General features: G+C 68.9%; 21 protein-coding genes. 11 read left to right on the top strand and 10 right to left on the bottom strand.

What is annotated here, in order from left to right; translation table 11 throughout:
- Positions 1 to 59 precede the first annotated feature (59 nt).
- Positions 60 to 806 (bottom strand): AraC family transcriptional regulator, encoded by a 747-nt coding sequence (locus tag KI385_RS00725; RefSeq protein ID WP_238570301.1) that lies wholly within the window; start codon positions 804 to 806, stop codon positions 60 to 62.
- A gap of 248 nt (positions 807 to 1,054) precedes the next feature.
- On the opposite strand from KI385_RS00725, the gene KI385_RS00730 reads away from it, so the two are divergent.
- From KI385_RS00730 to KI385_RS00740, 3 genes are all read left to right on the top strand, one after another.
- Positions 1,055 to 2,200: a MalY/PatB family protein gene (locus tag KI385_RS00730; RefSeq protein ID WP_238570302.1), complete on the top strand. Its 1,146-nt coding sequence runs from the start codon at positions 1,055 to 1,057 to the stop codon at positions 2,198 to 2,200.
- Positions 2,201 to 2,542: 342 nt separating this feature from the next.
- Positions 2,543 to 2,842, top strand: coding sequence for a hypothetical protein (locus KI385_RS00735; protein WP_238570303.1), 300 nt, complete (start codon positions 2,543 to 2,545; stop codon positions 2,840 to 2,842).
- Positions 2,839 to 3,309, top strand: coding sequence for a hypothetical protein (locus tag KI385_RS00740; RefSeq protein WP_238570304.1), 471 nt, complete (start codon positions 2,839 to 2,841; stop codon positions 3,307 to 3,309). The genes KI385_RS00735 and KI385_RS00740 overlap by 4 nt, the downstream gene beginning before the upstream one ends.
- 203 nt (positions 3,310 to 3,512) lie before the next feature.
- Here the strand turns inward: KI385_RS00740 and KI385_RS00745 are convergent, their stop codons facing one another.
- Complete coding sequence (locus KI385_RS00745; protein ID WP_238570305.1) at positions 3,513 to 4,274, bottom strand: LysR family substrate-binding domain-containing protein; 762 nt, start codon at positions 4,272 to 4,274, stop codon at positions 3,513 to 3,515.
- 58 nt (positions 4,275 to 4,332) lie between these two features.
- On the opposite strand from KI385_RS00745, the gene KI385_RS00750 reads away from it, so the two are divergent.
- The 6 genes from KI385_RS00750 (at position 4,333) to KI385_RS00775 (ending at position 11,220) form a co-directional block, all read left to right on the top strand.
- Positions 4,333 to 4,737 (top strand): DUF5997 family protein, encoded by a 405-nt coding sequence (locus KI385_RS00750; protein ID WP_238570306.1) that lies wholly within the window; start codon positions 4,333 to 4,335, stop codon positions 4,735 to 4,737.
- A gap of 396 nt (positions 4,738 to 5,133) precedes the next feature.
- Complete coding sequence (locus KI385_RS00755; RefSeq protein WP_238570307.1) at positions 5,134 to 5,658, top strand: LppU/SCO3897 family protein; 525 nt, start codon at positions 5,134 to 5,136, stop codon at positions 5,656 to 5,658.
- 542 nt (positions 5,659 to 6,200) lie between these two features.
- Positions 6,201 to 6,704 (top strand): TetR/AcrR family transcriptional regulator C-terminal domain-containing protein, encoded by a 504-nt coding sequence (locus KI385_RS00760; protein WP_238570308.1) that lies wholly within the window; start codon positions 6,201 to 6,203, stop codon positions 6,702 to 6,704.
- A 633-nt stretch (positions 6,705 to 7,337) separates the two neighbouring features.
- Positions 7,338 to 9,359, top strand: coding sequence for a LodA/GoxA family CTQ-dependent oxidase (locus KI385_RS00765; RefSeq protein ID WP_238570309.1), 2,022 nt, complete (start codon positions 7,338 to 7,340; stop codon positions 9,357 to 9,359).
- A complete protein-coding gene (locus tag KI385_RS00770) occupies positions 9,356 to 10,504 on the top strand; it encodes an NAD(P)/FAD-dependent oxidoreductase (RefSeq protein WP_238570310.1) in 1,149 nt (382 codons plus the stop codon). The genes KI385_RS00765 and KI385_RS00770 overlap by 4 nt, the downstream gene beginning before the upstream one ends.
- Entirely contained in the window at positions 10,501 to 11,220 is a 720-nt protein-coding gene (locus KI385_RS00775; RefSeq protein ID WP_238570311.1) for a hypothetical protein, read from the top strand. Before KI385_RS00770 ends, KI385_RS00775 begins: the two co-directional genes overlap by 4 nt.
- A 144-nt stretch (positions 11,221 to 11,364) precedes the next feature.
- Here the strand turns inward: KI385_RS00775 and KI385_RS00780 are convergent, their stop codons facing one another.
- The 5 genes from KI385_RS00780 to KI385_RS00800 form a co-directional block, all read right to left on the bottom strand.
- Positions 11,365 to 11,724 carry a PH domain-containing protein gene (locus KI385_RS00780; RefSeq protein ID WP_238570312.1) on the bottom strand — a complete coding sequence of 120 codons (360 nt, stop codon included), beginning with the start codon at positions 11,722 to 11,724 and terminating at the stop codon, positions 11,365 to 11,367.
- Positions 11,725 to 11,859: 135 nt separating this feature from the next.
- Complete coding sequence (locus tag KI385_RS00785) at positions 11,860 to 13,935, bottom strand: APC family permease (protein ID WP_238570313.1); 2,076 nt, start codon at positions 13,933 to 13,935, stop codon at positions 11,860 to 11,862.
- 116 nt (positions 13,936 to 14,051) lie between these two features.
- Positions 14,052 to 14,678: an NAD-binding protein gene (locus KI385_RS00790; RefSeq protein WP_238570314.1), complete on the bottom strand. Its 627-nt coding sequence runs from the start codon at positions 14,676 to 14,678 to the stop codon at positions 14,052 to 14,054.
- Positions 14,578 to 15,966 (bottom strand): NAD-binding protein, encoded by a 1,389-nt coding sequence (locus KI385_RS00795; protein ID WP_238570315.1) that lies wholly within the window; start codon positions 15,964 to 15,966, stop codon positions 14,578 to 14,580. Before KI385_RS00795 ends, KI385_RS00790 begins: the two co-directional genes overlap by 101 nt.
- A 164-nt stretch (positions 15,967 to 16,130) precedes the next feature.
- Positions 16,131 to 16,307: a hypothetical protein gene (locus KI385_RS00800; RefSeq protein ID WP_238570316.1), complete on the bottom strand. Its 177-nt coding sequence runs from the start codon at positions 16,305 to 16,307 to the stop codon at positions 16,131 to 16,133.
- A 507-nt stretch (positions 16,308 to 16,814) separates the two neighbouring features.
- On the opposite strand from KI385_RS00800, the gene kdpB reads away from it, so the two are divergent.
- The gene (kdpB, locus tag KI385_RS00805) at positions 16,815 to 18,998 is read left to right on the top strand and encodes a potassium-transporting ATPase subunit KdpB (protein ID WP_238570317.1); all 2,184 of its coding nucleotides are present in this window, start codon (positions 16,815 to 16,817) and stop codon (positions 18,996 to 18,998) included.
- Between the two features lie 48 nt (positions 18,999 to 19,046).
- Here kdpB and KI385_RS00810 read toward each other — a convergent pair whose 3' ends face one another.
- From KI385_RS00810 to KI385_RS00820, 3 genes are read right to left on the bottom strand one after another with little or no spacing between them, the layout of a single operon-like run.
- A complete protein-coding gene (locus tag KI385_RS00810) occupies positions 19,047 to 19,418 on the bottom strand; it encodes a hypothetical protein (protein WP_238578084.1) in 372 nt (123 codons plus the stop codon).
- Positions 19,322 to 19,723, bottom strand: coding sequence for an alpha/beta fold hydrolase (locus KI385_RS00815; protein WP_238570318.1), 402 nt, complete (start codon positions 19,721 to 19,723; stop codon positions 19,322 to 19,324). The genes KI385_RS00810 and KI385_RS00815 overlap by 97 nt, the downstream gene beginning before the upstream one ends.
- 35 nt (positions 19,724 to 19,758) lie before the next feature.
- Positions 19,759 to 19,923, bottom strand: a complete 165-nt coding sequence (locus tag KI385_RS00820; RefSeq protein WP_238570319.1) for a hypothetical protein — start codon at positions 19,921 to 19,923, stop codon at positions 19,759 to 19,761.
- A 752-nt stretch (positions 19,924 to 20,675) separates the two neighbouring features.
- Here KI385_RS00820 and KI385_RS00825 point away from each other — a divergent pair.
- On the top strand, positions 20,676 to 21,263 hold the full coding sequence (locus KI385_RS00825) for a response regulator transcription factor (RefSeq protein ID WP_238570320.1): 588 nt from the start codon (positions 20,676 to 20,678) through the stop codon (positions 21,261 to 21,263).
- Positions 21,264 to 21,581: the final 318 nt, after the last annotated feature.

Consider the following 21,581-nt stretch of genomic DNA (forward strand, 5'->3'; position numbering starts at 1 on the left):
ACCTGGCCGGGCCGAGGGCTTGGCGCAAGGCGCACGCACATCTCGGGATGTCTCGGTGGTCAGTAGCGTGCGCGGTGGGTGCCGGGGGTGTGCCCGAAGGCTCGGCGGAACACGTCGATGAAGGCACTGCTGGATGCCCAGCCGCATTGGTGCGCGACGACTGTGACCGGGGTGTCCTCGGCCAGCAGGCGTAGGGCGTGGTGCAAGCGCAGTTGAGTGCGCCATTGCGGGAAGCTCATACCGAATTCGGCCCTGCAGAGCCGGGTGAGGGTGCGGTCGCTGACACCGGCTACGGCGCCGAGTTGCGCCAGGGTTCGGTCGTCGGCCGGGTTGTCGCGAAGGATGGCACACACCGCGACCAGACGCGGGTCACTGGCCGCGGGCACGTGGACGGGCTGCTGGGCCGAGTGACGGAGCTGGTCGAGCAGGACGGCCCGTAGGCGGCGACGTTCGGCGGTGAGGTCGGCGGGTTGCCCGGCGTAGGCGATGATCAGCTCGCGCAGCAGCGGGCCGACCCTGATGACCGCGGGCTGGTCCAGGCGCAGCGGGTTGTCCTTCACCGGCAGTCCCACCAGGTAGAGATCGGTGTCGCCATAGGCGCGATGCTCATGCACGGTTCCGGCCGGGATCCAGATCGCCCGGGTGGCAGGGGCGATCCAGTTGCCGGCGTCGGTGGCGACCGAGAGCACGCCGCGGCCGGCGTAGACGATCTGGTTCTCGTCGTGCCGGTGAGCGTCGACTCCGGTACCGGCGGGCAGGGCGCGGAGGCCTGTCGTCACACGCGAAGCATGGCGGATTTTCGACATTACTTGGCATTTTATCGGAAGCGGAATGATCCCTGCGGCATCGACCATCGAAGAGTGACGGCAGACCAGGCCCATGGGATCGCTTGTCGGTCATGCGGGCGCGCCGGATTCACTTCCGGACGGCTGCCCGGAAGACCGGTGGAGTTCCAGGGCTGGAGATCCCGTCAACGCGCAGACGAATGCCTCAAATGACGCCGTCTGCGACTACCGCCACCACATCCCTGGAAAGACATTCAGGAGTCCCCACCATGGGCAATCTCTCGATCCCCCCTCTTACAGAGCTGAGGAAGCGCCGGAGCGCGAAATGGCGGACTTTCCCGGAGGACGTCCTCCCCCTTCCTGTCGCGGAGATGGACTTCCCGCTGGCAGAACCGGTCGCCAAGGCTCTCCACGAAGCGGTCGACCGGTCGGACACCGGTTACGCGGCACCGACCTGCGACCTTGCGGAAGCGGTGAGCAACTACGCCCGGCGCACCTGGGACTGGCGGATCGATGCCGACGATGTACGCACCGTCGCCGACGTCGGAATCGGCATCGTCGAAGTGCTGCGCCGCATCGTCAGCGCGGGAGACCGCGTGGTGATCAGCCCGCCGGTCTACGAGCCGTTCTCCTGGTGGGTACGTGAGGTCGGAGCCCATGTCGTCGAGGCACCGCTGGCCGACGGACCGCTGGGATGGCGGCTCGACCTGGACGCCCTGGAACGGGCCTTCGCCGACCATGCCACGGCGTATGTGCTGTGCAACCCGCACAACCCCATAGGCCTCGTACACCGGCGCGAGGACCTGGCCGCGGTCGCCAAGCTGGCCGAAAAGTACGGCGTCTACGTGCTGTCCGATGAAATCCACGCCCCGCTCGTCCTGCCAGGGGCCGAGTTCGTCCCGTTCCTGTCGGTGTCGGACGAGGCGAGACGCTGGGGGTTCGCGTTCCTGTCCGCCAGCAAGGGCTGGAATCTGGCCGGGCTCAAAGCAGCCACCGTCGTCACCGCCCACCCGGCGCCTAAGCGGTACGTCGACCGCCTGTCGCCACACTCGCTCTACCGCACCGGGCATCTCGGAGTAATCGCCACGGTGGCCGCGTTCAACGACGGCGATCAATGGCTCGCCGACGTCCTGGACGCCCTCGACCACAACCGGGGACTGCTGGACGATCTGCTGGTGAAGCTGCTCCCCGGAGTTCACTACCGCCAGCCGCAGTCGGGCTTTCTGGCCTGGATCGACTTCCGCGAGCTCGGCTGGGGCGACGACCCCGCCGAACACCTCCTCACCACCGCTCGGGTCGCCCTCAACGCCGGCCACCGCTACGGCTCTGCCGGCATCGGATTCGCGAGGCTGAACTTCGGCTGCTCACCACAGACTCTCACCGAAGCCATCACCCGTATCGCCGCAGCCTCCTGAGAGACCCCTTGCTTCCGCTCGGGAGGCACCGTGCGTAGCGCCCTGCTATGTACTGATGGGGCCGCCAGGTCGCTGGTTGATCTGACGCTGACGCCAAGCACGGCCGTTGGGTCATGGAGCGCTCTGTAACGCGCCCAACCTCACGGTCGTCGTGGACGCGCATGTCCCGCGGTTGATCGTCGAGTGGCTTCTGGAAGGCCCGCGCGAGGTCTCCCCCAGCACAGAGGCCTCCCCCAGCACACGCGAAACGGCGCTCCGGGGATCCACAACACCGCGAACGTTCTCAACTGCCGCCCGCATCAGCCCAGACAGCACCGGAGAAGGCCCTGCACCACATCTACAATGCCTGGACCGCGAACACGGCGAGCAGGCCGTCGAGACGTTCACCAACCTCTACGGACCCACGTTGTCCCAGCAGTCGCGAAGATCGCCCATGACCAGGACGCGATACTGCCGTTCCACGACTACCCCGCCGAGCACTGGATCCCTCCGCTGACCACGAATCCGATCAAGGCCGCTCAGGCCCGCCGACGCTCGCTGAACGGCGGCTCGCTGAACGGCGCCCACCTCGTCCCCATGGTCCCCGTCGGCACCCGCTTCGAGCATGGGTCGCTGATCGAGCGTCAGAAGCAGGCGGCATGAACGTTGAGGCGTGCAGCGAGGACGAACCTTCGGAGCACGTGCGGTTCGCCGTCCACCTCCAAGCACTGGCACAAGTAACCGTCACCGAGGAACCCGACCTGGTCAGCACGGTCCTCACGGACCCGGACCAGACGATGGCCCAATCCGCCGTCGCCAGACACCTGGACAGGCGGGCAGCCGGCCTCTGCCCTGATCATGCGTATGAGCCGTGGGCCCGGTCGATGGCCGAGGTGATCGCCCGCCATCCGTTCCTGGTCCAGCGACTCCACGAGTGGTCACTGTTCAGGGCGATCTCACTGGCGCAGCCGTGGACGCCCAGCGCGTTGACCGACGCATCCGACTGGCTACAGCGCAAGATCGCCGACGACCTGGACGCCCCCGACGCACTCGCGCTACTCGCCGAGCACGGCCGCACCAAGCGCATCCGGAACACAGCCAAAGCCGGCATCACCAGAAGGCCCGGATGACCCTCGACCACGCTCCCCCACCGGTCTCGACGATTGCTCACGGTTGAGCTGCGACGGTCCGTCCGCCGAGTTCGGCCGACCGCGTGGGAGAGCCCGCCCACGTAGCGCCATGGACGTGCCGATATCCACTGCGAGCAGGCAGAACTCAGTCCCCAGGGCGCCGAGGACGCCGCCCCTTGCCGTCACGGTGCGCGACGCCGGAGCTACGACCGGCGGCGAGGTTTGCCGCGCTTTCCGCCCTTGGGGCCGCCGGAACCGCTCCGTGGGCTCTTGCCGGTCGCCTTGCCGACTGTGGGCTTCCGCCGCGCACCGCCCGTGTCGGGACGCTTACGCTGCGGCTGCGCCGGGGGCTGAGCGCGACCCCGTGAGCTGTTGACGGTCCGCCCGCGGACGATCCCGATGAAATCCTCCACCAGATCGGTGGTGGCGTCCTCGGGCCACGACAGCGCGACGCGCGACTCGGGGACGTCCGAGACCGGCCGGTAGGTGAGGTCCTTGCGGTGGTGCAGGCGGGCGAGTGACTGCGGGACGACGAGGAGTCCCACTCCTGCCGCCACCAGTTCGATGGCGTCCGCCGTTGTGGCTGGGCGCTCGATCGCGGGCTGTCCCGGCGGTCGCTCCCAGTCGAGGGTGTCATCGAGGGGATGCAGCATGATCTCGTCGGCCAGATCCTCGGCGGACACCTCGTCGACCGCTGCCACGACGTGGTCCTTCGGGATCACGACCACCGTCGTCTCGGTGTACAGGGGGATCGCGCTGAGGGCCGTCCGGTCGACCGGCAACCGCAAGAAGCCCGCGTCGGCGCCGCCGCCCAGCAACACCTCGGAGGCTTCCGCGGCGGATACCGCGATGAGGGTCAGCGGGACGTCGGGCAGCCGCTCGTTCCAGATCCGCACCCACTTGCTGGGCGTCACTCCCGGGACATACGCGAGCCGGAACGAAGGGGATACTTCCGAGCCTGTCACTCCGCCAGGTTACCGGTCGTGGTCGGAGGTAGCGCACACGCTCGATACTCTTGACACCATGACGTCGCACCAGACCACCCAGACGATGAAGCCCGCAACCGCGGCGAAGAAGCTGGGTGTGTACCTCGAAGCCACCCCCGCCGAGTTCCAGGAGGGTGTCGTCTCGCGCTCCGAGTTGAATGCCCTGCAGGCCGATCCGCCCGAGTGGCTGCAGGAACTGCGACGCAACGGCCCGCATCCCCGGCCGGTGGTCGCGGCGAAGCTGGGCATCTCGATCTCAGGTCTCGCGCGGGGCGGAGTCACCGAAGCCCTCACCACGGAGCAGATCGATGCTTTGAAGAAGGAAAACCCCGACTGGCTGCAGCGGGAACGCGCCACCCAGGCCGAGGTCCGGAAGGAAGCGGCGCGCATCAAGGAGAAGAATGCGGAGCAGGGCGATCAACCTCGCCGTCCGCATTCCTGACCTTGCCCCTCGACGATGCCGGGTTCGTCGACAAAGGCAGCCGGAACCGCCTTGCTCGTCGGACCCGCATCCTCATCCAGCCGGCCGTAGGGATCACGCAAACGCGGTCGGATCCAGCTGAGGTCAGAGCCGACTGAAGTGCGCGGCCGCGGTCGCTTGTGCCGGGTAGCCGGGTAGCCGGGTCACATTGCCGTGATCGGTTACCCGGCCACGTCACTGCGACAGAACACTTCAGCCGCCCAGCGGGCGGTTGCCCCGGTCAGCGCAAGGCTCAAGGGAACAGGCGGGATGCCGCGCACCGGACTGCTGATCGGCGGACAGGCACAGGAGGGTAGCCTGCATCGGTCAACCTCGCGTTGACCTTCGTTCAGCAGCCAATCATGGGGGACCTCAGCCGTGTCCGCACCGCCGCCGTATCAGAATCAGCCGCCACAGCAGCCCTACGGCTATCCGCAGCAGCAACCGCAGCAGCCCTATGGGTACCCGCAGCAGCAGCCTCAGCAGCCGCAGTCTTACGGGTACCCGCAGCAGCCGCGCGGGCCGCAGCGTCCTCAGCGGAGTCCGTTGCGGGGGCTGATCACCGCCGTCATCGTCTTGGCGATCTTCGGCGGCGGGGCCTGGTACGTCTGGGATTACAACACCAATCCCAACGGTGGCAAGGCCAAGGCGGAGGCCTCGCGAGCCGCGCGGGCCGCGGAGAACAAGAAGCACGATCCGCAGATCGGCGACTGCGTCAAGGTCCAGGACCCCCACGGCGATCCACTGCCAGAGATCGTCGACTGCGGCTCCACCGAGGCCGAGTACAAAACGGGCGACAGGCTCTATGGCCCCGACAAGGAATGCGGGTCGAAGTTCGACTACGGCATTCAGTTCTCAAGCCGTCGGGGCGCCGACTACACGTTGTGCTTCACCAAGGTCTGAGTCTGGCCTTCGGCTTGCTGTCCGGCTGTCGCCTGTAGGAGCGGGCGACAGCCGGATCTTTTACGTAACCGGTATCCCTTGCGCAATAGGTGGGGCGGTCTTCGGGCGACGATCGCGCCCGGGTTGCCGAGCCGGACGCGTTGCCGCTCGGTAGGACGACTCCACCTCGTCCCCTACGTATCGGCAACAGCGCCGGCCCTGCTGACAGCGAGGGGTACTGATCAGGGCCTCGACAAAGCGGCGCGTTGCCCGTTTTGTGAACACGTGAGTCCGAGGAGCGCGAGGGGCCGGCGGGGGTCGCGCGCAGTGCGGCGGAGGGCTGCGGCGATGTTGATGGCCCCGGCCGGTCGGAGTGCGCCGATGGCCAGGTCGCGTCAGGTTGCCACCGTGCGGGGCGAGTTGCCGGTCCGCAGTTGGGAGGCGTCCTCGCGAGGGTGGTGTCGAGGGTGCGGTCCAGGAGCGGGATCTGGCTCCACGGCAGGGACTTGAGCTGCTTGCGCGGTTTCTTCCGATGGCCTTTCGCGATCACGATGTGGTGGGCCTTGCGTCCCAGCAGGTACTCGGCGTGCTCGCGCCGGGTGTGCATCGCGTCGCTGGTCACCACGGCTCCGGCCAGGTCGGCGACGGCTTCCGGCGGCGGCTGGCAGCAGGTGGCCGACCTGCTCGAAATCGCCCGCCAAGCCCAGCGGATCATGCGACGCCACCCCTGGTTGCCGACCCTGGTCATCACCCGCCCCACGCTCGGCCCGAACGGAATCGACCTGCTCGAGCACCTACTCGACGTACTCGCCGACCATCCGGCCGAGCCCGCTCGTAAACTCGAAGCCTTCGCCTTGCTCAACGCCCTGACCGCGCTGTCCGTCCAGAACGAATCGGCCGCCACGAACCCCGGCGCCCAGCGCGAATCCGCCTACCTGCACCACGTGGCCACCGCTGGCAACCACCCACGCATCGCCGCCCTGCTTGCCGTCACCTCACCCGACGAAGCCCCCCACGACCAGTTCGCCGCCGTACTCACCCGCGCCCTGACCGGCGTGCCGGGCTGACGCCGCGACCGCCCAGCGACACGACCCAACGCCCAAGCAGTCGTGGCCGAACCACTTTCCTTTGCCCTGCTGCGGACTCGGGCAATTGAGGTGCCCGTCCGCAGTGGTGATGTGGCCGCTCACGCCCTGCCAGCCCTGCCAGCCCTGCCAGCCCTGCCAGCCGCCCATCGCGCCGATGTCGGGGAGAGCCTGTTCGACCATTGCTCGATCGTGGTCGCGCCTTCGCTCCGAAAACGCCGGCCTCGTTTCCGGCGGCTGGAGCATGCCTCCGGAATGCGCAGATTGACGCTCTGAGCGGTCGATCGGGTACATCTGTCCCGTTAGCGATCACCGAGGCAATGTTCAGCCGGATCGAGCCGTTGATGCCGGCTGCTTCCGGTCCGTAGGCGCCAAGGGACTCATCACCGTCGCGCCGTCGAGACTTGAGGCCCGAACCGCCCCCTCCACCAAGCCACCATCCGTCTCCGTCATCACGCCCCGTGAACAGTTAGGGAACGGATCCGGGTGCAGATCAGCCCAAACGGGTGAATTCATTCACCCGTTGTGACGCGCGGACTTCGCAACGTGAACTGTGATGATCCTACATTTGAGGCCTTCGGGGGCATCCACACCTGCCCAGTGAAAGGCTCCTCGATGGACAAGCAGATCGCACAGGTGAAGATCCACCCCGCCATAGGCATCGCCCGGGTCGGCAACAGCGGCAATGAGCCTTTCATCGGACCGGAGTCTCCGGACGAGCCGCCGTTGCCGCCCGGCTCGTACAAGGACAGCTCGGGGAAGGTCATCCGGCAGGCCGCCCGTTTCCGGGTCTACGGCTACAACAAGGCGGGCCAGGTCGTCAGGGAACTCAAGCTGGGCGAAGAGGGCGTTACCGAGATCAAGTGGTCGGTGCACCTGGCCAACAAGAAGGCCGCCTGGTACCAGTTCCATATTCCGCTCGACATCCCCGAGGCCGCCGGCCTGCAGGACGACCAGCGGCACCGACGGAACCTCGACATCAAGGATGCGGCGCGGAAGAAACTCGTCAACGACCCCGGCATCCAGACCATCCACGCCTCCAAGCACGAGACCGCCACCTTCGCCGGGAAGATCATGGACCTGCCGGTCCCCCTGGGCTCGGCATCCACCCAGAACGACGGCCGTCTGCTGGTCGTCGGCGGCGTCGGTAAATCGGCCTCCTTCGCCAGACCCGAGAAGCCGATCTCCGGCGTGGCCAACAATGACACCTGGTACGACGACGTCTCCGACGGCCCGGTCACGGCGGAGGTCACCATCGGGGGCGCCACGAAGACCGCGAGCCCGGCCTGGGTCGTGGTCGGCCCGCCGCACTACGCACCCGGCGTGAAGACCGTCCGTACCCTCTACGACCTGCTCCACGATGTGTTCGTCACCGAGCAGACGCTGCCCGTCGAGCCGACGGTCTCGTACCCGGACCACATCGAACCGCTGCTGACCCGGTTCTGCGACCTGCAGTGGGTCAACCACGGCTTTGCCACCCAGTTCGGCTGGAACGGCCCGCACCACTTCCGCGACCCGGCCATGCGCAAGCGGCTCGCCGACCCGGGCAAGGCCAGCCGCGAACTCCGCCGGCAGGTCTACGTCCAGATGCGCGACTACGCGCGGGACGGGATGTCCCCGGTGCCCTGGCCGTGGCTCTACGGCGACGCCATGTCCAGCAGGCCCAACTCCGTGCGGCAGCACATCACGCTCTCCGCCACCCAGGACCGGATGCTGGCCCTGTGGGCCGACGGCCACTTCACCTCCGGCCCGCCCCGCACCGGCCACCCGAACGTGGACCAGGCACCCCCCGCCGAACAGCCGGGCCTGCTGGACCGGGCCGCGCTGGAGAACTGCGCCGCCGACGCGTTCCACCCGGGCTGCGAGGTCACCTGGCCGATGCGGCACAAGACCATGTACTCCGAGCCCTTCCGCATCCTGCACCGCACGCCGGAGAACCCGGAACGCGACTACGGCGATGTCCTCAGCCTCCAGGACGCCCTGGGCAAGAACGGCCCGCTGTTCGCGCAGGGGCCGGGCGACCTCACCCGCTGGATGGCCGCCCCCTGGCAGTGCGACACGGCGAGCTGCCGCTCCGGATATGAGGTACGCGCCGGGCTCGGCCCCCGCTACAGCCCTTATCTGCCGACCTTCTGGCCCGCCCAGATGCCCAACCACGTGCTCAAGAAAGCGGACTTCACCACCGTCAACACCAAGCCGACCGGCGGCTCCGACGACAGTGCCAGGGAGAAGGCCTTCGAGAACCGGGCGGTGTGGCTGCGCGGCCTCAACGGTACGGACTTCAATATGCAGCGCCGGCAGATGATCGACGACTGGTACAAGTTCGGCATCGTCGAGACACACGAATACACCGTGGGCGACGGGAAGTTCCCGAAGTACATCCAGGTGGAGTCCGACCCCGGATACCCACCGGCCCCCGACGACGCCAACCTCATCAACATCCACGTACCCGAGGCGGGAGTACCCCAACTGGCCGCCGCGGCCGGCACCTGGACCGGGAGCATCCCGGCCGAGTCTGTCGAGGCAGATCTCGTGCAGCAGGCAGTACAGGAGATCAAGGAAGCGACCGGCCGGGACGAGGCGGCGATCGCCGCCGGATACCTGGAGAAGCTCGACCCCCTCCACGGCACCCAGTGAGCCCCGCGGCCCCCTACGACGTCGTGGTCGCGGGTGGTGGCCCGGCCGGCTGCGCCGCCGCGCTCGCCCTCGTACGGGCCGGGCGTACGGTCCTGCTGGCCGACGCCGGCACCGGCCCGCCCAAGGCCGGCGAGGCACTGGTGTCCATGGGGCGGCTGCTCCTGGCCGACCTCGGCGTCGACCGGCCGGTCCTGGGCACCGGGCATCTGCCCTGCCACGGCAACCTGTCCGCCTGGGGCTCGTCCGAACTGCACGCCGTGGACTTCATCAACGACCCGTACGGCCACGGCTGGCACCTCGACCGTCCGCTCTTCGACCGGCGGCTGCGCGCCGCCGCCCGCGCGGCGGGTGCCGAGGTCGCCGAGCGCACGGCCGTACGGCGCCCTTCACGGCAACGGGACGGCAGCTGGCGGCTGGTTCTCCGCGACCGCTCCGGTGGCGGGGAGCGTACGGTCCGCTGCCGCTGGGTGGTGGACGCCACTGGGCGGGGCGCCGCGATCGCCGTCCGCTCCGGCGCCCGGCGGCGCACGGGCGACCGGCTGACCGCCCTCCATCTCGTCCTTGACCCGGCCCCGCAGAGCACCACCGACGGCCGTTCACTGGTCGAGTCCGACCAGGACGGCTGGTGGTACACCGCCCTGCTGCCCTCCCGGCAGCGCCTGGTCGCCTACTTCACCGACCCCGACCTGCCCGTCGCCACCGGACGCGGCGCCGAGCGGTTCCGCGACGGACTGCTGGCCACCCGGCACGTATCCCGCCGGGCCCGCCCACACGGGCTCACCATCCTGCCGCCGCCCCGTCGCGCCCCCGCGCACAGCGCACATCTGGACCGGGTGCACGGCAACGGCTGGACGGCCGCCGGAGACGCGGCGGCCGCTTTCGACCCGCTCAGCTCCCAGGGCATCCTCACCGCCCTCTACACCGGGCTGAGCGCGGGCCAGGCGGTCGACGCGCGGTTGCGCGGCGACCGGACGGCCCTGGCCGACTACGCGGCGAAGGTCGCCACGGCCCGCACCACCTACCAGCACGGCCACCGTGCCGTGCACGCCCGGGAGACCCGCTGGGCCGACCGCCCGTTCTGGGCCCGGCGCCAGCGGCACACCCACCCGAACCCCCACCCATCGAAAGGCAGGACCTCACCATGACCACCCGCGAATCCGCCCACGCCGACGGACACGAGCACATCCACCGCTTCCTGGTGATGGGCAAGAAGAAGCTGTTCTTCTACCACCTGGCGCTGTTCAACGAGCAGTCCGGCCACAACTACCAGGCGGTGTTCACCTTCACCATCAAGGACAACGGTGAACTGCGTGAGATGTACCTGAAGGATCGGGCGCAGCACGAGAACGAGCGGGTCTTCTACTCGCTGCGCTGTCCGCACCACTTCGAGCTCCCGGAGCTGCAGCACGGCAAGGAGTTCAGGGTCCATCTGGAGCGGGTCATCGTTCAGCCGAACGGCGAGCGGAAGTTCGAGCAGATGACGACGGCCGAGACCACGGTGGAGTGCAAGAAGGAAGACGTCATCTCCTTCCGCAAGCTCGGAAATCTGCCCTACCCCGAGTACCTCACCTACCTGATCTTCGGTGAGGGCGACGAGATCCACATCGCACACCAGATCGCGGCACGCCCGAACTGGGACGAGGCCATCACCATCACCACCAAGCAGGCCATCGACGCGGCGACGCTGAAGAAGGTCCCGACCCTCATCATCGACTCGATCCAGGACGCCCACGACAAGCTGATCGAGAGCCCGCTGAAGAAGGGGCAGCAGTACCAGGGCAAGATCAACGGGACCAGCACGACGATCGACTTCACGGTCGGCCGCCAGGCCTGGTGGAACCACACCAGCCTCAACAGCTGACCCCGCACAGCACCTCCGTTTCGTCATGCCCTGGCCCGGGTCGCGATGCCGTCGCGACCCGGGCCAGCCGGCGTCGGGCCAGCCGGCGTCGGGCCAGCCGGCGTCGGGCCAGCCGGCGTCGGGCCGGCCGAGGCGCTCAGCAGCTCAGAGGGCGGGGCCTCGGGTGCTGTCGTCGCCCGTTGGGCCGAGATTCGCACGCTCCCGGATGACGGCTTTCACGGCTTCGGGGTCGTCCGGGGTGATGAACGGGTGGACGAACCGTCCGAGGTCGAGGATCAGTCCGACCTTCTTCGAGGGACGTCCCGGGTCCAAGCTCGCCCAGTAGCGCGGGTTCGCGGTCCCCCAGATGCGCGCCTGCCCGCTGAAGAGGCCCATCTCCACGGAGCGGACCGAGCGTAGTGAGCGGTACGGGATCGTCTTGGTCCCCCAGGGGAAGTAATAGGCGCGAATCCGGACGGAGTCGGACGTGCACTCGATCCATCGGTCCCGGTAGATACCGCTCATACGCCTTGCTCCTTCGTCGACGTTTCACGCTCTCACGCTGGTAGGACGTCAGGGAGACGCCGGTGTGACGTCAGGTATCGGACAACGTCCGCCAGGGCTCGGCCGGGGCGCCGCCCTCGTCGGCGTTCAGGTCCCTCATCGCCGTTCAGGTCCCGGGGGCGGCGAGTCCGATCCCGGTCCACGGCCGTCCTTCGTCGTCAAGGGTGTCAGGGCGGGCTCGCCGCGGCGGACGGAACCCGGGGCGCGGACGCTGGGGCGCGGGGGTCTGCGTTCCGAGGAGCTGAGTTGCCAGGGGACGCTGGTGACCATGACGCCCGGGGCGAAGAGCAATCGGCTCTTGAGCCAGAGGGCGGACTGGTTGTGCAGGAGGTTCTCCCACCAGCGCCCGACGACGTATTCGGGGATGAAGACGCTGATCACGTCGCGGGGGCTGGTGCGGCCGATGGAGCGTACGTACTCGAGGACCGGGCGGGTGACCTCACGGTAAGGGGAGGCCAGCGTCTTCAACGGCGTCTCGAAGCCGGCCGCATCCCACTGCGTTTTCAGGTCCTGGACCTCGTCGCGGTCGACGGCGACGGTGAGGGCTTCCAGGACGTCGGGGTGGGTGGCGCGGGCATACGCCAGAGCCCGCAGCGTGGGTTTGTGGATCTTGGAGACCAGGACGATGGCATGGATGCGGGAGGGCAGCACGATCTCGGCCCGCGGGTCGGCGACGGTGAGTTCGGCCGCGGTGAGGTCGTAGTGGCGTCGGATGCCACGCATCATCAGCCACAGGACGACGGCCGCGATCACCGCGAGATAAGCGCCCTGGGTGAACTTCGTCAGCAGCACGATGACCAGCACCAGGCCGGTGACCACGGCGCCCAAGGCGTTGATGACGCGGGCGATGTGGTGGTGCCGGCGCCGGGCCGGATCCGGCTCGGCACGCAGGACGCGGTTCCAGTGCCGGACCATGCCGGTTTGGGAGAGCGTGAAGGAGGTGAAGACGCCGAGGATGTAGAGGTGGATGAGGTTGGTGACGGAGGCGTGGAACGCCCACAGCAGGGCGCCGGCGACCACGGCGAGGGCGACGATGCCGTTGGAGAAGGCCAGTCGGTCGCCGCGGGTGTGCAGCTGGCGCGGCAGGTAGCGGTGCTGGGCCAGGATGGACGCCAGGAGAGGGAAGCCGTTGAAGGCGGTGTTGGCGGCGAGGACGAGGACCAGGGCGGTGGCGGCCTGGATGTAGAAGAACCCGACGCTCTGGGGGCCGCCGAAGATCGCGGCGGCGAGCTGGGCGATGACGGTGCGCTGGGGTGTGGTCTCGCAGTTGCCGGTGAAGCCGGTGAGGCGGCAGGTGTCGTCGGTGATGTGGACGTTCGCGATCAGCGCGAGGGCGGTGATGCCGGAGAACATCAGGATCGCGATCAGGCCCATCGCGCTCATCGTGGTCGCGGCGTTCTTCGACTTGGGTTTGCGGAAGGCCGGGACGCCGTTGGAGATGGCCTCGACGCCCGTCAGCGCGGTACAGCCGCTGGAGAACGCGCGCAGCCCCAGCATCAAGAGGGCAAGACCGGCCAGGTGGGCGTCCCCGGGGGCCGGCTCGATGCCGTACGCGGCGGATTCGGCCACCGGAGCGTCGCCGACGATCCAGCGGAACAGCCCCGTGGTGGACATGATGAGCACCCCGGCGATGAACAGATAGGTGGGAGCCGCGAATGCGCGCCCCGATTCGCGCATACCGCGCAGGTTCACCGTCGCGAGCAGCGCGACGAACGCGACCGCCATCACCGTCCGGTACTCGTTGATCGACGGAAACGCGGAGATGATGTTGTCCACACCGGACGCCACCGAGACCGCGACCGTCATCACGTAGTCGACCAGCAGGGACGCGGCGACCACCAGTCCCGCCGACGGTCCGAGGTTGGTGGAGACGACCTCGTACGAGCCGCCGCCCGACGGGTAGGCGTACACGACCTGACGGTAGGACAGCACCACCACGGCCAGCAGGCACACCACTGCGACCGCCGCCCAGGTGGCCAGATGCAGATAGGTCAGGCCGGCCAGCGTCAGTACCAGCAGGATTTCCTGCGTGGCGTACGCGACGGACGACAGCGGGTCGGAGGCGAAGATCGGCAGTGCCAGCCGTTTGGGCAGCAGGGTCTCGTGGAGCCCTTCACTGGGCAGCGCCCGGCCGATCAGTATCCGCTTGACTGCATCCACGATTTTGGCCACGCGGGCGAGCGTAAGGGCACGTCAACGCGGGGGATGGCTTTGGCGTGGCCGAAAAAGGCCTTTGGCTCAGCCCACGGGCAGGCGATGTGCGGAGCGTTCCGTTGCGTCGCGGCCCCTCAGGTACCCGGTTGCGTCGGATGAGGCTGCACCCCCGTCAGCAGGAAGTCCAGGCCGCGCCGGGTCGACGCCAGGACCACGCGGTCGCCCGCATGCAGGATCCGGCCGTGTGGTGGGCGCCAGTCGAAGCCGGGGCGGTCGAGGTGGAGGCCGCCGAGTGTGTCGGTCGAGGTGGAGGACGGTGGCGGGGCCACGGCGCCTACGGCCAGGACGCGCCATTGGTGCTGGCGGAAGGCCTGGTGGATGGAGCGGCCTTCCAGCTCCGGGTGGCCGGCGACATCGACGGTGGTGAAGAGGAGGGAGCCGCGTTCGACGGGCATGACGCCCAGGACATGACGACCCATCATGGCGGCCGCGAAGGACGGCGCGGCCAGCGCCGAGACGCTGCGGCTGCGGGTGGTGGCGTCGGGATAGGAGGCGCGCAGGGTGCGGGAGACGGTGGCGGCGAAGTCGTCGTCGTAGAGCCGCATCACCACGCGTACCTGTGGGTTCGCCTCCCGGGCGGCCATCACGATGTCGAGGTTCTCACCGTCGTCGCGGGTGAGCACCAGCAGTGACTTGCTCTGGCGGATACGGGCCCGGTCCAGGACACCGGGGGCGGAGGCGTCCTCCAGCAGCAGGGGCACACCCAGCTCGCGGGAGGGCGACGCCACGGGCGTGCGGATCGCGTTCCACAACGACCACCCGGTGCTCGGTGGTGCACAGTTGGGCCAGTACCCGGGTGCCGACCTTGCCGAGGCCGACCAGCACGATGTGGTCGGCCAGGTCGGCGGCGGGCGGCTGGCCCACCGAGGCGGCGCGGAGTGCCTCGGTGGCGTTCACGGTCGCGGCCACGACGAGCGGCAGAACGGCCAGGCCGACGAATCCGGCGATGAGCTGGAGAACCCGGCGGGCGGGGGACTCGTTCGTCGCCGGGTCGCCCATCGTGAAGATGTCCAGCAGCGGCAGGTAGACGGACTTCCACAGTGGACCGGGCTCGACGAGCGCGGTCGCGGCGGCCAGCGCCACCACGATCGCGGCCAGCGCCCCGAAGACGGCGATGACCTCGCGGGAGAGGAACACCTTCCACGGCAGATGCGCCAGCCGGTCCCGCAGCCAGGCCCCGGAGCCTCGGCGGCGATGCGCGGGGGCGTCGGGCGCGTGGTGGTGAGTGACCTCCTCCAGCATCAGCCGGCCGTGGGTGAACTGCCGGTGGTACGAGGTGACCGTGTCGGGCAGCAGCTGGGTGCCCTCCTCGCCGGGGGTCTCGGCGCTGTCCTCGCTCGCCGGGTCGTCCTGATGGGCGCCGGACAGTACGGCCAGCGTCGCCAGGTCGGCGGGCTGGGGCGGTGTGCGGGCGGGGCGGACGACGCCGCGGAAGACCTGGCCCTCGACCTGGAGGGTGTGTCCCTGACCGACCGCCGCGGCGGCCACCAGCTCGGGGACCGCGGTATCGGTGTCGGACAGCACGGTGGTGGACATGTCCAACGAGGCGTCGTCGCTGCGGCCGAGCGCCGCCACGGCCCGGTCCAGGAGGCGTTCGAGGTGGCGGCCGCGCTCGCGGTGGAACATCCGGATGACCAGGCGTATGGACGGGTTGAGGCTGCGGGCCAGCAGCGCGGCGGTCATATTGACCTGGTCGTCGCGGTAGGTGAGGGCGAGCGCGGCGGCCCGCTCCACCCTGGCGGCGCGCAGCGTCTGTTCGTCCGGGCGCATGGCCACCAGCAGTTCGATCGGCGAGTGCGGATCACGGTGCAGGGCGGCGATCTCCGGCGCGTGTCCCTCGCGCCGGGAGGGCAGCACGACGGTGACGGCCTCGCCGCACACGGCGTCCAAGGTCACCGCGAGCCGGTGTGCGAGCCCGTCGTCGCCGCAGATCACCATGTGCTGGGAGCGCTGCCCAAGTCCCGTACGAAGGTGGAGAGTTGATGTCACACCGTCAAGAGTGCCGGGGTGGGGGCGTTCGGCTTCGTCTCGCACACGAGTTCGGCGTCAAGATTGCGTATGCGCGTACGCACGCAGGTATGTCTGTGTGCGCATGGGTTGGGTCGCGGGCTCACGGTGTCTGTGTGGGGCGCGGTTGCTTCGCGGCGGGGGTGTCAGCCGTCCTTCGCCATCGGCCCGGCCGTGTCGAGTGCCGCGCCCGCTTGGCCGGCCAGGGTCACCGCGACGCGGCGCGCGGGCAGCGAGGGCACGGGGCCCGGACAGGGGTCGAGCAGGAATCTGCCGTCGAGCAACGCGATCCGGTCCCGCGGCGGGTATCCGTATCCGGTCATGCGCCACCCCCTGGCTCGGCAGGCGCAGGGCGAGGGGCAGGGCGGCACGGCTCGCGACGCTTCCGTGTCGTGACTCGGCGGCGGCCAGGCCCCGCTTCGGTACTGCGCACTGTTCCGGCGGCGGTGACCACTCGCCCGCCCTGGGCACAGCACGGCCGGTCGCCTGCACCCGTACTCACGATTCTGCGTCCGGCGCGCCCGCGTTGGGCCTGCATTGATGCGCTGTTGACGCCCTTGACGGCGCTGTTGACGCCTTCGTGACGCGGGGGCCGGGCCGCCCGTAAGAGAGCCGCAAATCCGCTGTGCAGTGGGGCATCTGCCCGACCGCTGAGCCGTAGATTCGGCCGCGGCTGCCGGAGAACGAGCCCGCCTGCCCCTGGCGGTTCCCGATCAGCCCGGTTCGCCCATCGAACGCCCGGCCACCACACCACGACCTGGCCACGACCTGGCACCAAGCCATCAGACCTCCCGGCCCGGTAGGGGGCCGGTCTCCCAGAAGGTTTCCCCATGTATCCCGCCCCGCCCCATGCTCCGACGGCGCCGACGACCTCGACGGACCCGACGGCAACCACGCCTGCCCAGGACGGTCCGTCGCACGGGGGCCGACGGCGACGACGTCGCGAGCCCGGCGGGCTGTTCGACCCAAGGGCGCTGCTGACGTCCTTCCCCGAGGCGCTGCGCAAGCTGCATCCACGGGCGCTGGCCGGCAATCCCGTGCTGTTCGTGGTGGCCTGCGGCTCCGTCCTCACCACGCTCTCCGCGCTGCTCAGCCCGTCCGTCTTCGCGTGGGTGATCAGCGGCTGGCTCTGGCTGACGGTGATCTTCGCCAACCTTGCGGAGGCGGTCGCCGAGGGCCGCGGCAAGGCGCAGGCCGATTCGTTGCGCAAGGCGCGTACCGACATCGTCGCCCGGCGGCTGCGCAACAACTGGCGGGTCGGCATCGACCTCCGCGACGCCGAGACCGAGTCCGTCGCGGCCGCCGATCTGCAGCCGTTCGACTTCGTGCTGGTCGGGGCGGGCGAGGTGATCCCGGCCGACGGAGACGTGGTCGACGGTGTCGCCGCGGTCGACGAGTCAGCGGTCACCGGCGAATCGGCACCGGTCATCCGCGAGTCGGGTGGCGACCGCTCGGGCGTCACCGGCGGCACGACGGTGCTGTCCGACCGCCTCGTCGTACGGGTCAACTCCCGCCCCGGCCAGTCCTTCCTGGACCGGATGATCGCCCTGGTCGAGGGCGCGACCCGGCAGCGCACTCCCAATGAGATCGCGCTGCACATCCTGCTCGCCGCGCTCACCATCGTCTTCATCCTGGTCGTGGTCACCGTGCAGCCGATGGCCTCCTACGCCGGCGCGGCCCAGTCGACGACGGTGCTGGTCGCCCTGCTCGTCACGCTCATCCCCACGACGATCGGCGCACTGCTCTCCGCGATCGGCATCGCCGGCATGGACCGCCTCGTCCAGCGCAATGTCCTGGCCATGTCGGGCCGCGCGGTCGAGGCGGCCGGCGACATCAACACCCTGCTGCTCGACAAGACCGGCACCATCACCCTCGGCAACCGCGAGGCAGTCGCCTTCGTCCCGATGTCCGGCATCGACGAACTCCAGCTCGCGGACACCGCCCAGCTCTCCTCCCTGGCCGACGAGACCCCGGAGGGCCGCTCGATCGTCATCCTCGCCAAGGAGAAGTACGGGCTGCGTGAGCCGGCCGAGGGGGAACTGCAACACACCGAATACGTGGAGTTCAGCGCGCAGACCCGGATGAGCGGCGTCAATCTGCGCTGGTCCGGGGGTGCGGGCTACGCCATCCGCAAGGGTGCGGCCGCCCAGGTCATCGACTGGGTTGCCCTGCGCGGCGGCCAAGTGCCCGCCGAAGCAAGGCTGTTCACCGACTCGATCGCCGCGTCCGGCGGGACCCCGCTGCTGGTGGCGGTGCACGACCGGTACACGGCGCGGGTCCTGGGCGTCATCCACCTCAAGGACGTCGTCAAGGACGGCATCCGCGAACGCTTCGCCGAACTGCGGCGGATGGGCATCCGTACGGTGATGATCACCGGCGACAACGCACTGACGGCCAAGGCCATCGCCCGGGAGGCGGGCGTGGACGACTATCTCGCCGAGGCCACCCCCGAGGACAAACTCGCCCTGATCGCACAGGAACAGGAGGGCGGCAAACTCGTCGCGATGACCGGTGACGGCACGAACGACGCCCCCGCGCTGGCGCAGGCGGACGTGGGCGTGGCCATGAACACCGGAACCTCGGCCGCCAAGGAGGCCGGGAACATGGTGGACCTGGACTCCAACCCGACCAAGCTCATCGAGATCGTCGAGATCGGCAAGCAACTCCTGATCACCCGGGGCGCGTTGACCACCTTCTCGATCACCAACGACGTCGCCAAGTACTTCGCGATCATCCCGGCCATGTTCGCCGGGGCCTACCCCGGCCTGGCGGCGCTGAACATCATGGGGCTGCACAGTCCGACTTCAGCGATCACCTCCGCCATCATCTTCAACGCGCTCATCATCATCGCGCTGATCCCGCTCGCCCTGCGCGGCGTGCGCTACACCCCCTCCTCCGCCCACGACCTGCTGCGCCGCAACCTCACCCGCTACGGACTCGGCGGCCTGGTAGCCCCGTTCATCGGCATCAAACTCATCGATCTGTTGATCTCCGGTATCCCTGGGCTGGGCTGAGGGACGGCGGTTACCGGCCCGGCCCTCGTTCGAGGGCCCCAAGCCAAGTCACCCGGCCGGACGGAGACCAGCAATGGCCTGAGCCAGCGGGTGACGGGCGTGCAGCTCGCCGGAGGCGGCCAGGCTCAGCACCTCGTCGGCGGTGTAGCCGGCGCTCAGCGAAACCACGCTCGCGACCAGCGGCCGCCCGAAGGTGAGGGTGACCGTCTTGTCGAAGACGACGGCGGTGACCCGGCGGCAGGCGATGAGCAGCATCGCCATTGCGCGGCGCGCATCGTCGGCTTTTCCGTCATCCCGGGCCTGCTGGCCGCCGCCGCGATCATCTACGCGATCCGCAAGACCCCCCAAGGACTTGCGCGGTTCGGCCTTCGGGATGCTCGCCACCGTCCAGTCCTTCGGCAATCTCGCCGCCAGCGCCATCGCCGCGACCTCTGGGCCACGGTTGCCCCGACACCCCTGCGCTTCCGCGGCTGCAGCTGCTCCGGCAGGTAGGCGTCCCAGTCCTCGTGGGAGGGCTCCAACAGCAGCAAGCCGGCCACCTCGTCCGGGAACAGCTGCGCGAAGCGGCGTACGTAGGCGCCACCCAGCGAGTGGCCAACCAGCAGATACGGAACGGGCACACCGACCGCCCGCAGCAGACTCCTGAGCTCGTCGGCGTCCTCGGTGGCGGTACGGGGCAGCTCTATCTCGTCGCTCCAACCCGTTCCAGCACGGTCGTAGAGCACGGACGTGGTGAACTCGGAGACCCGGTTGTGCAGGTTCAGGTAATCCAGGCCGACGGCGTGGCCCCGGCCGCGAACACCACGGTCGGGCCGCCGCTGCCCGAGCGGTGAACCATCAGCCGCCGCCCTCCGACCTCGTGCAGACGCCCCAACGGCGGTACGCCATCAACGGCCGTCTCGTGTTCCTGCGCGTGCCGATGCATGGTGACTCCCAGTGGTGCAAAAGGCCCGCAGGCCACGACCTCACCGAGCCTGCCACCGCGAGTTTCACCGCGGTTTCACAGCTGTTTCAGGCACCAGGCCAGCACCGCCAACGCCCCGATCGACACGTCCCATTGCCGTGGCCGGCGGGGCTACCGAGTTGCGGACCGCCGAGTCGGACCGTGTCGGCGATCGTCGCCGGTGGAGACAGGGGCATGTCGATATCGCGCCGCGATGCTCCCTGCCCCCACAGCAACCACCTGACACTCAGATCACATCCGTAACAGGAGCGGAAGCGGCCCACTCAGCAGCCGATCGCCGAGATGGCGGGAATTCCCTGGTGGTCGCGCAGCCCTCTTTCCGGAAACCGGCCCGCTGGTGTGTGAAGTTCCTACGATGCCGCCGCACTCCGGGCGATGCCCAAGGCGGGCGTGATCCACTTCGTCTTCGCACTCGCAAGCGGGTGTACCACCGGTTACAGTCCGCCGTTGCAGATTGTGGAGTTCCGCCATCCCCGCAGCAAATGAGCGCAGCAGCAGGCGTGCATGCTCACGCTGTTTCCAGTCACATCCCGCAAAACACCATCTGGCAGGAATAGCAGCCGTGACAATTCAGCGGGCACCGTTCGGGGCCGAAACCGTGTGCTGTGGCAGTGGCTCAGAAGGGTAGCTGTCGCCGCACCGCCGGTTGTTCCCGAAGGGACTGGTGCGACAACGGGGGCTGACAGTGCTGTTGTAGACATGAGGGGGCGAACGTGATCCGGGTCTTGGTTGTTCACGAGACGCGGCTGCTGCGCTCGGCGCTCACCGCGCTGTTGCGCGACGAGGAAGGAATCGACGCTGTCGCCGCCTGCTGGGGAAGCGCCCCGGACCGCGCTCGTGCCTTCCGACCGCAGGTGTGCGTCGTGGACGGGGACTGCGCGGGTCCGGTACCGGCACCGGACCATCCGGGCGGCCCGGGATGCGCGCTGCTGGTTTTGGCCAGCGCCTGTCGGCCCGGCACCCTTCGGCGCGCCATCGCCGCCAAGGCGCGGGGGTTTGTGGACAAGGACGCGCCTCCCGCCCGGCTGCTGCACGCCATAAATCTGGTGGCGGCCGGCAAGCGCTATGTCGACCATTCGCTCACACCGGATTTTCTCGAGGCCGCCGACATGCCGCTCACCCCACGTGAGTTGAGCGTGCTGTCGCTCGCCGCGGAAGGTGCCTCCGTCCCCGAGATCGCCCGCGAACTGCATCTGAGCAGCGGTACGGTGCGCAATTACATGGCGGCAATCAATCGAAAAACCGGAGCCCGGAACCGGGTGGATGCGATACGAATATCCCAGGGGGCCGGCTGGGTCTAGGCCGGGGCGGCGGTGCGGATGCAACTGACGCGCTCCGGGCCGGGGCTGGTTTCTGATGGCTGATCGCTGATGCTGATGTCTGACGCTCATGCTTATGGCTGCTGGCGTACTACCGCAGCAGGGCTTCGGCGTAGTCGGATGGTGTCCGGTTCATGACGGTCTGTCGGGTGGGAAGCCCTGGGAGTAAGACAGTGTCGGTGTGTGGTCTCAGCCCCGGATCCCGAACTGGAGAAGAGGTACCACCCGTCACGAACGGGGACGTGCATCTGCTGGATCCGCTGGCCCCGACTTTACGTCGTGATCGAAGGCGTCCGGTAC

It is taken from the genome of Streptomyces inhibens, assembly GCF_022221585.1.
GTDB classification, from domain to species: Bacteria; Actinomycetota; Actinomycetes; order Streptomycetales; family Streptomycetaceae; genus Streptomyces; species Streptomyces inhibens.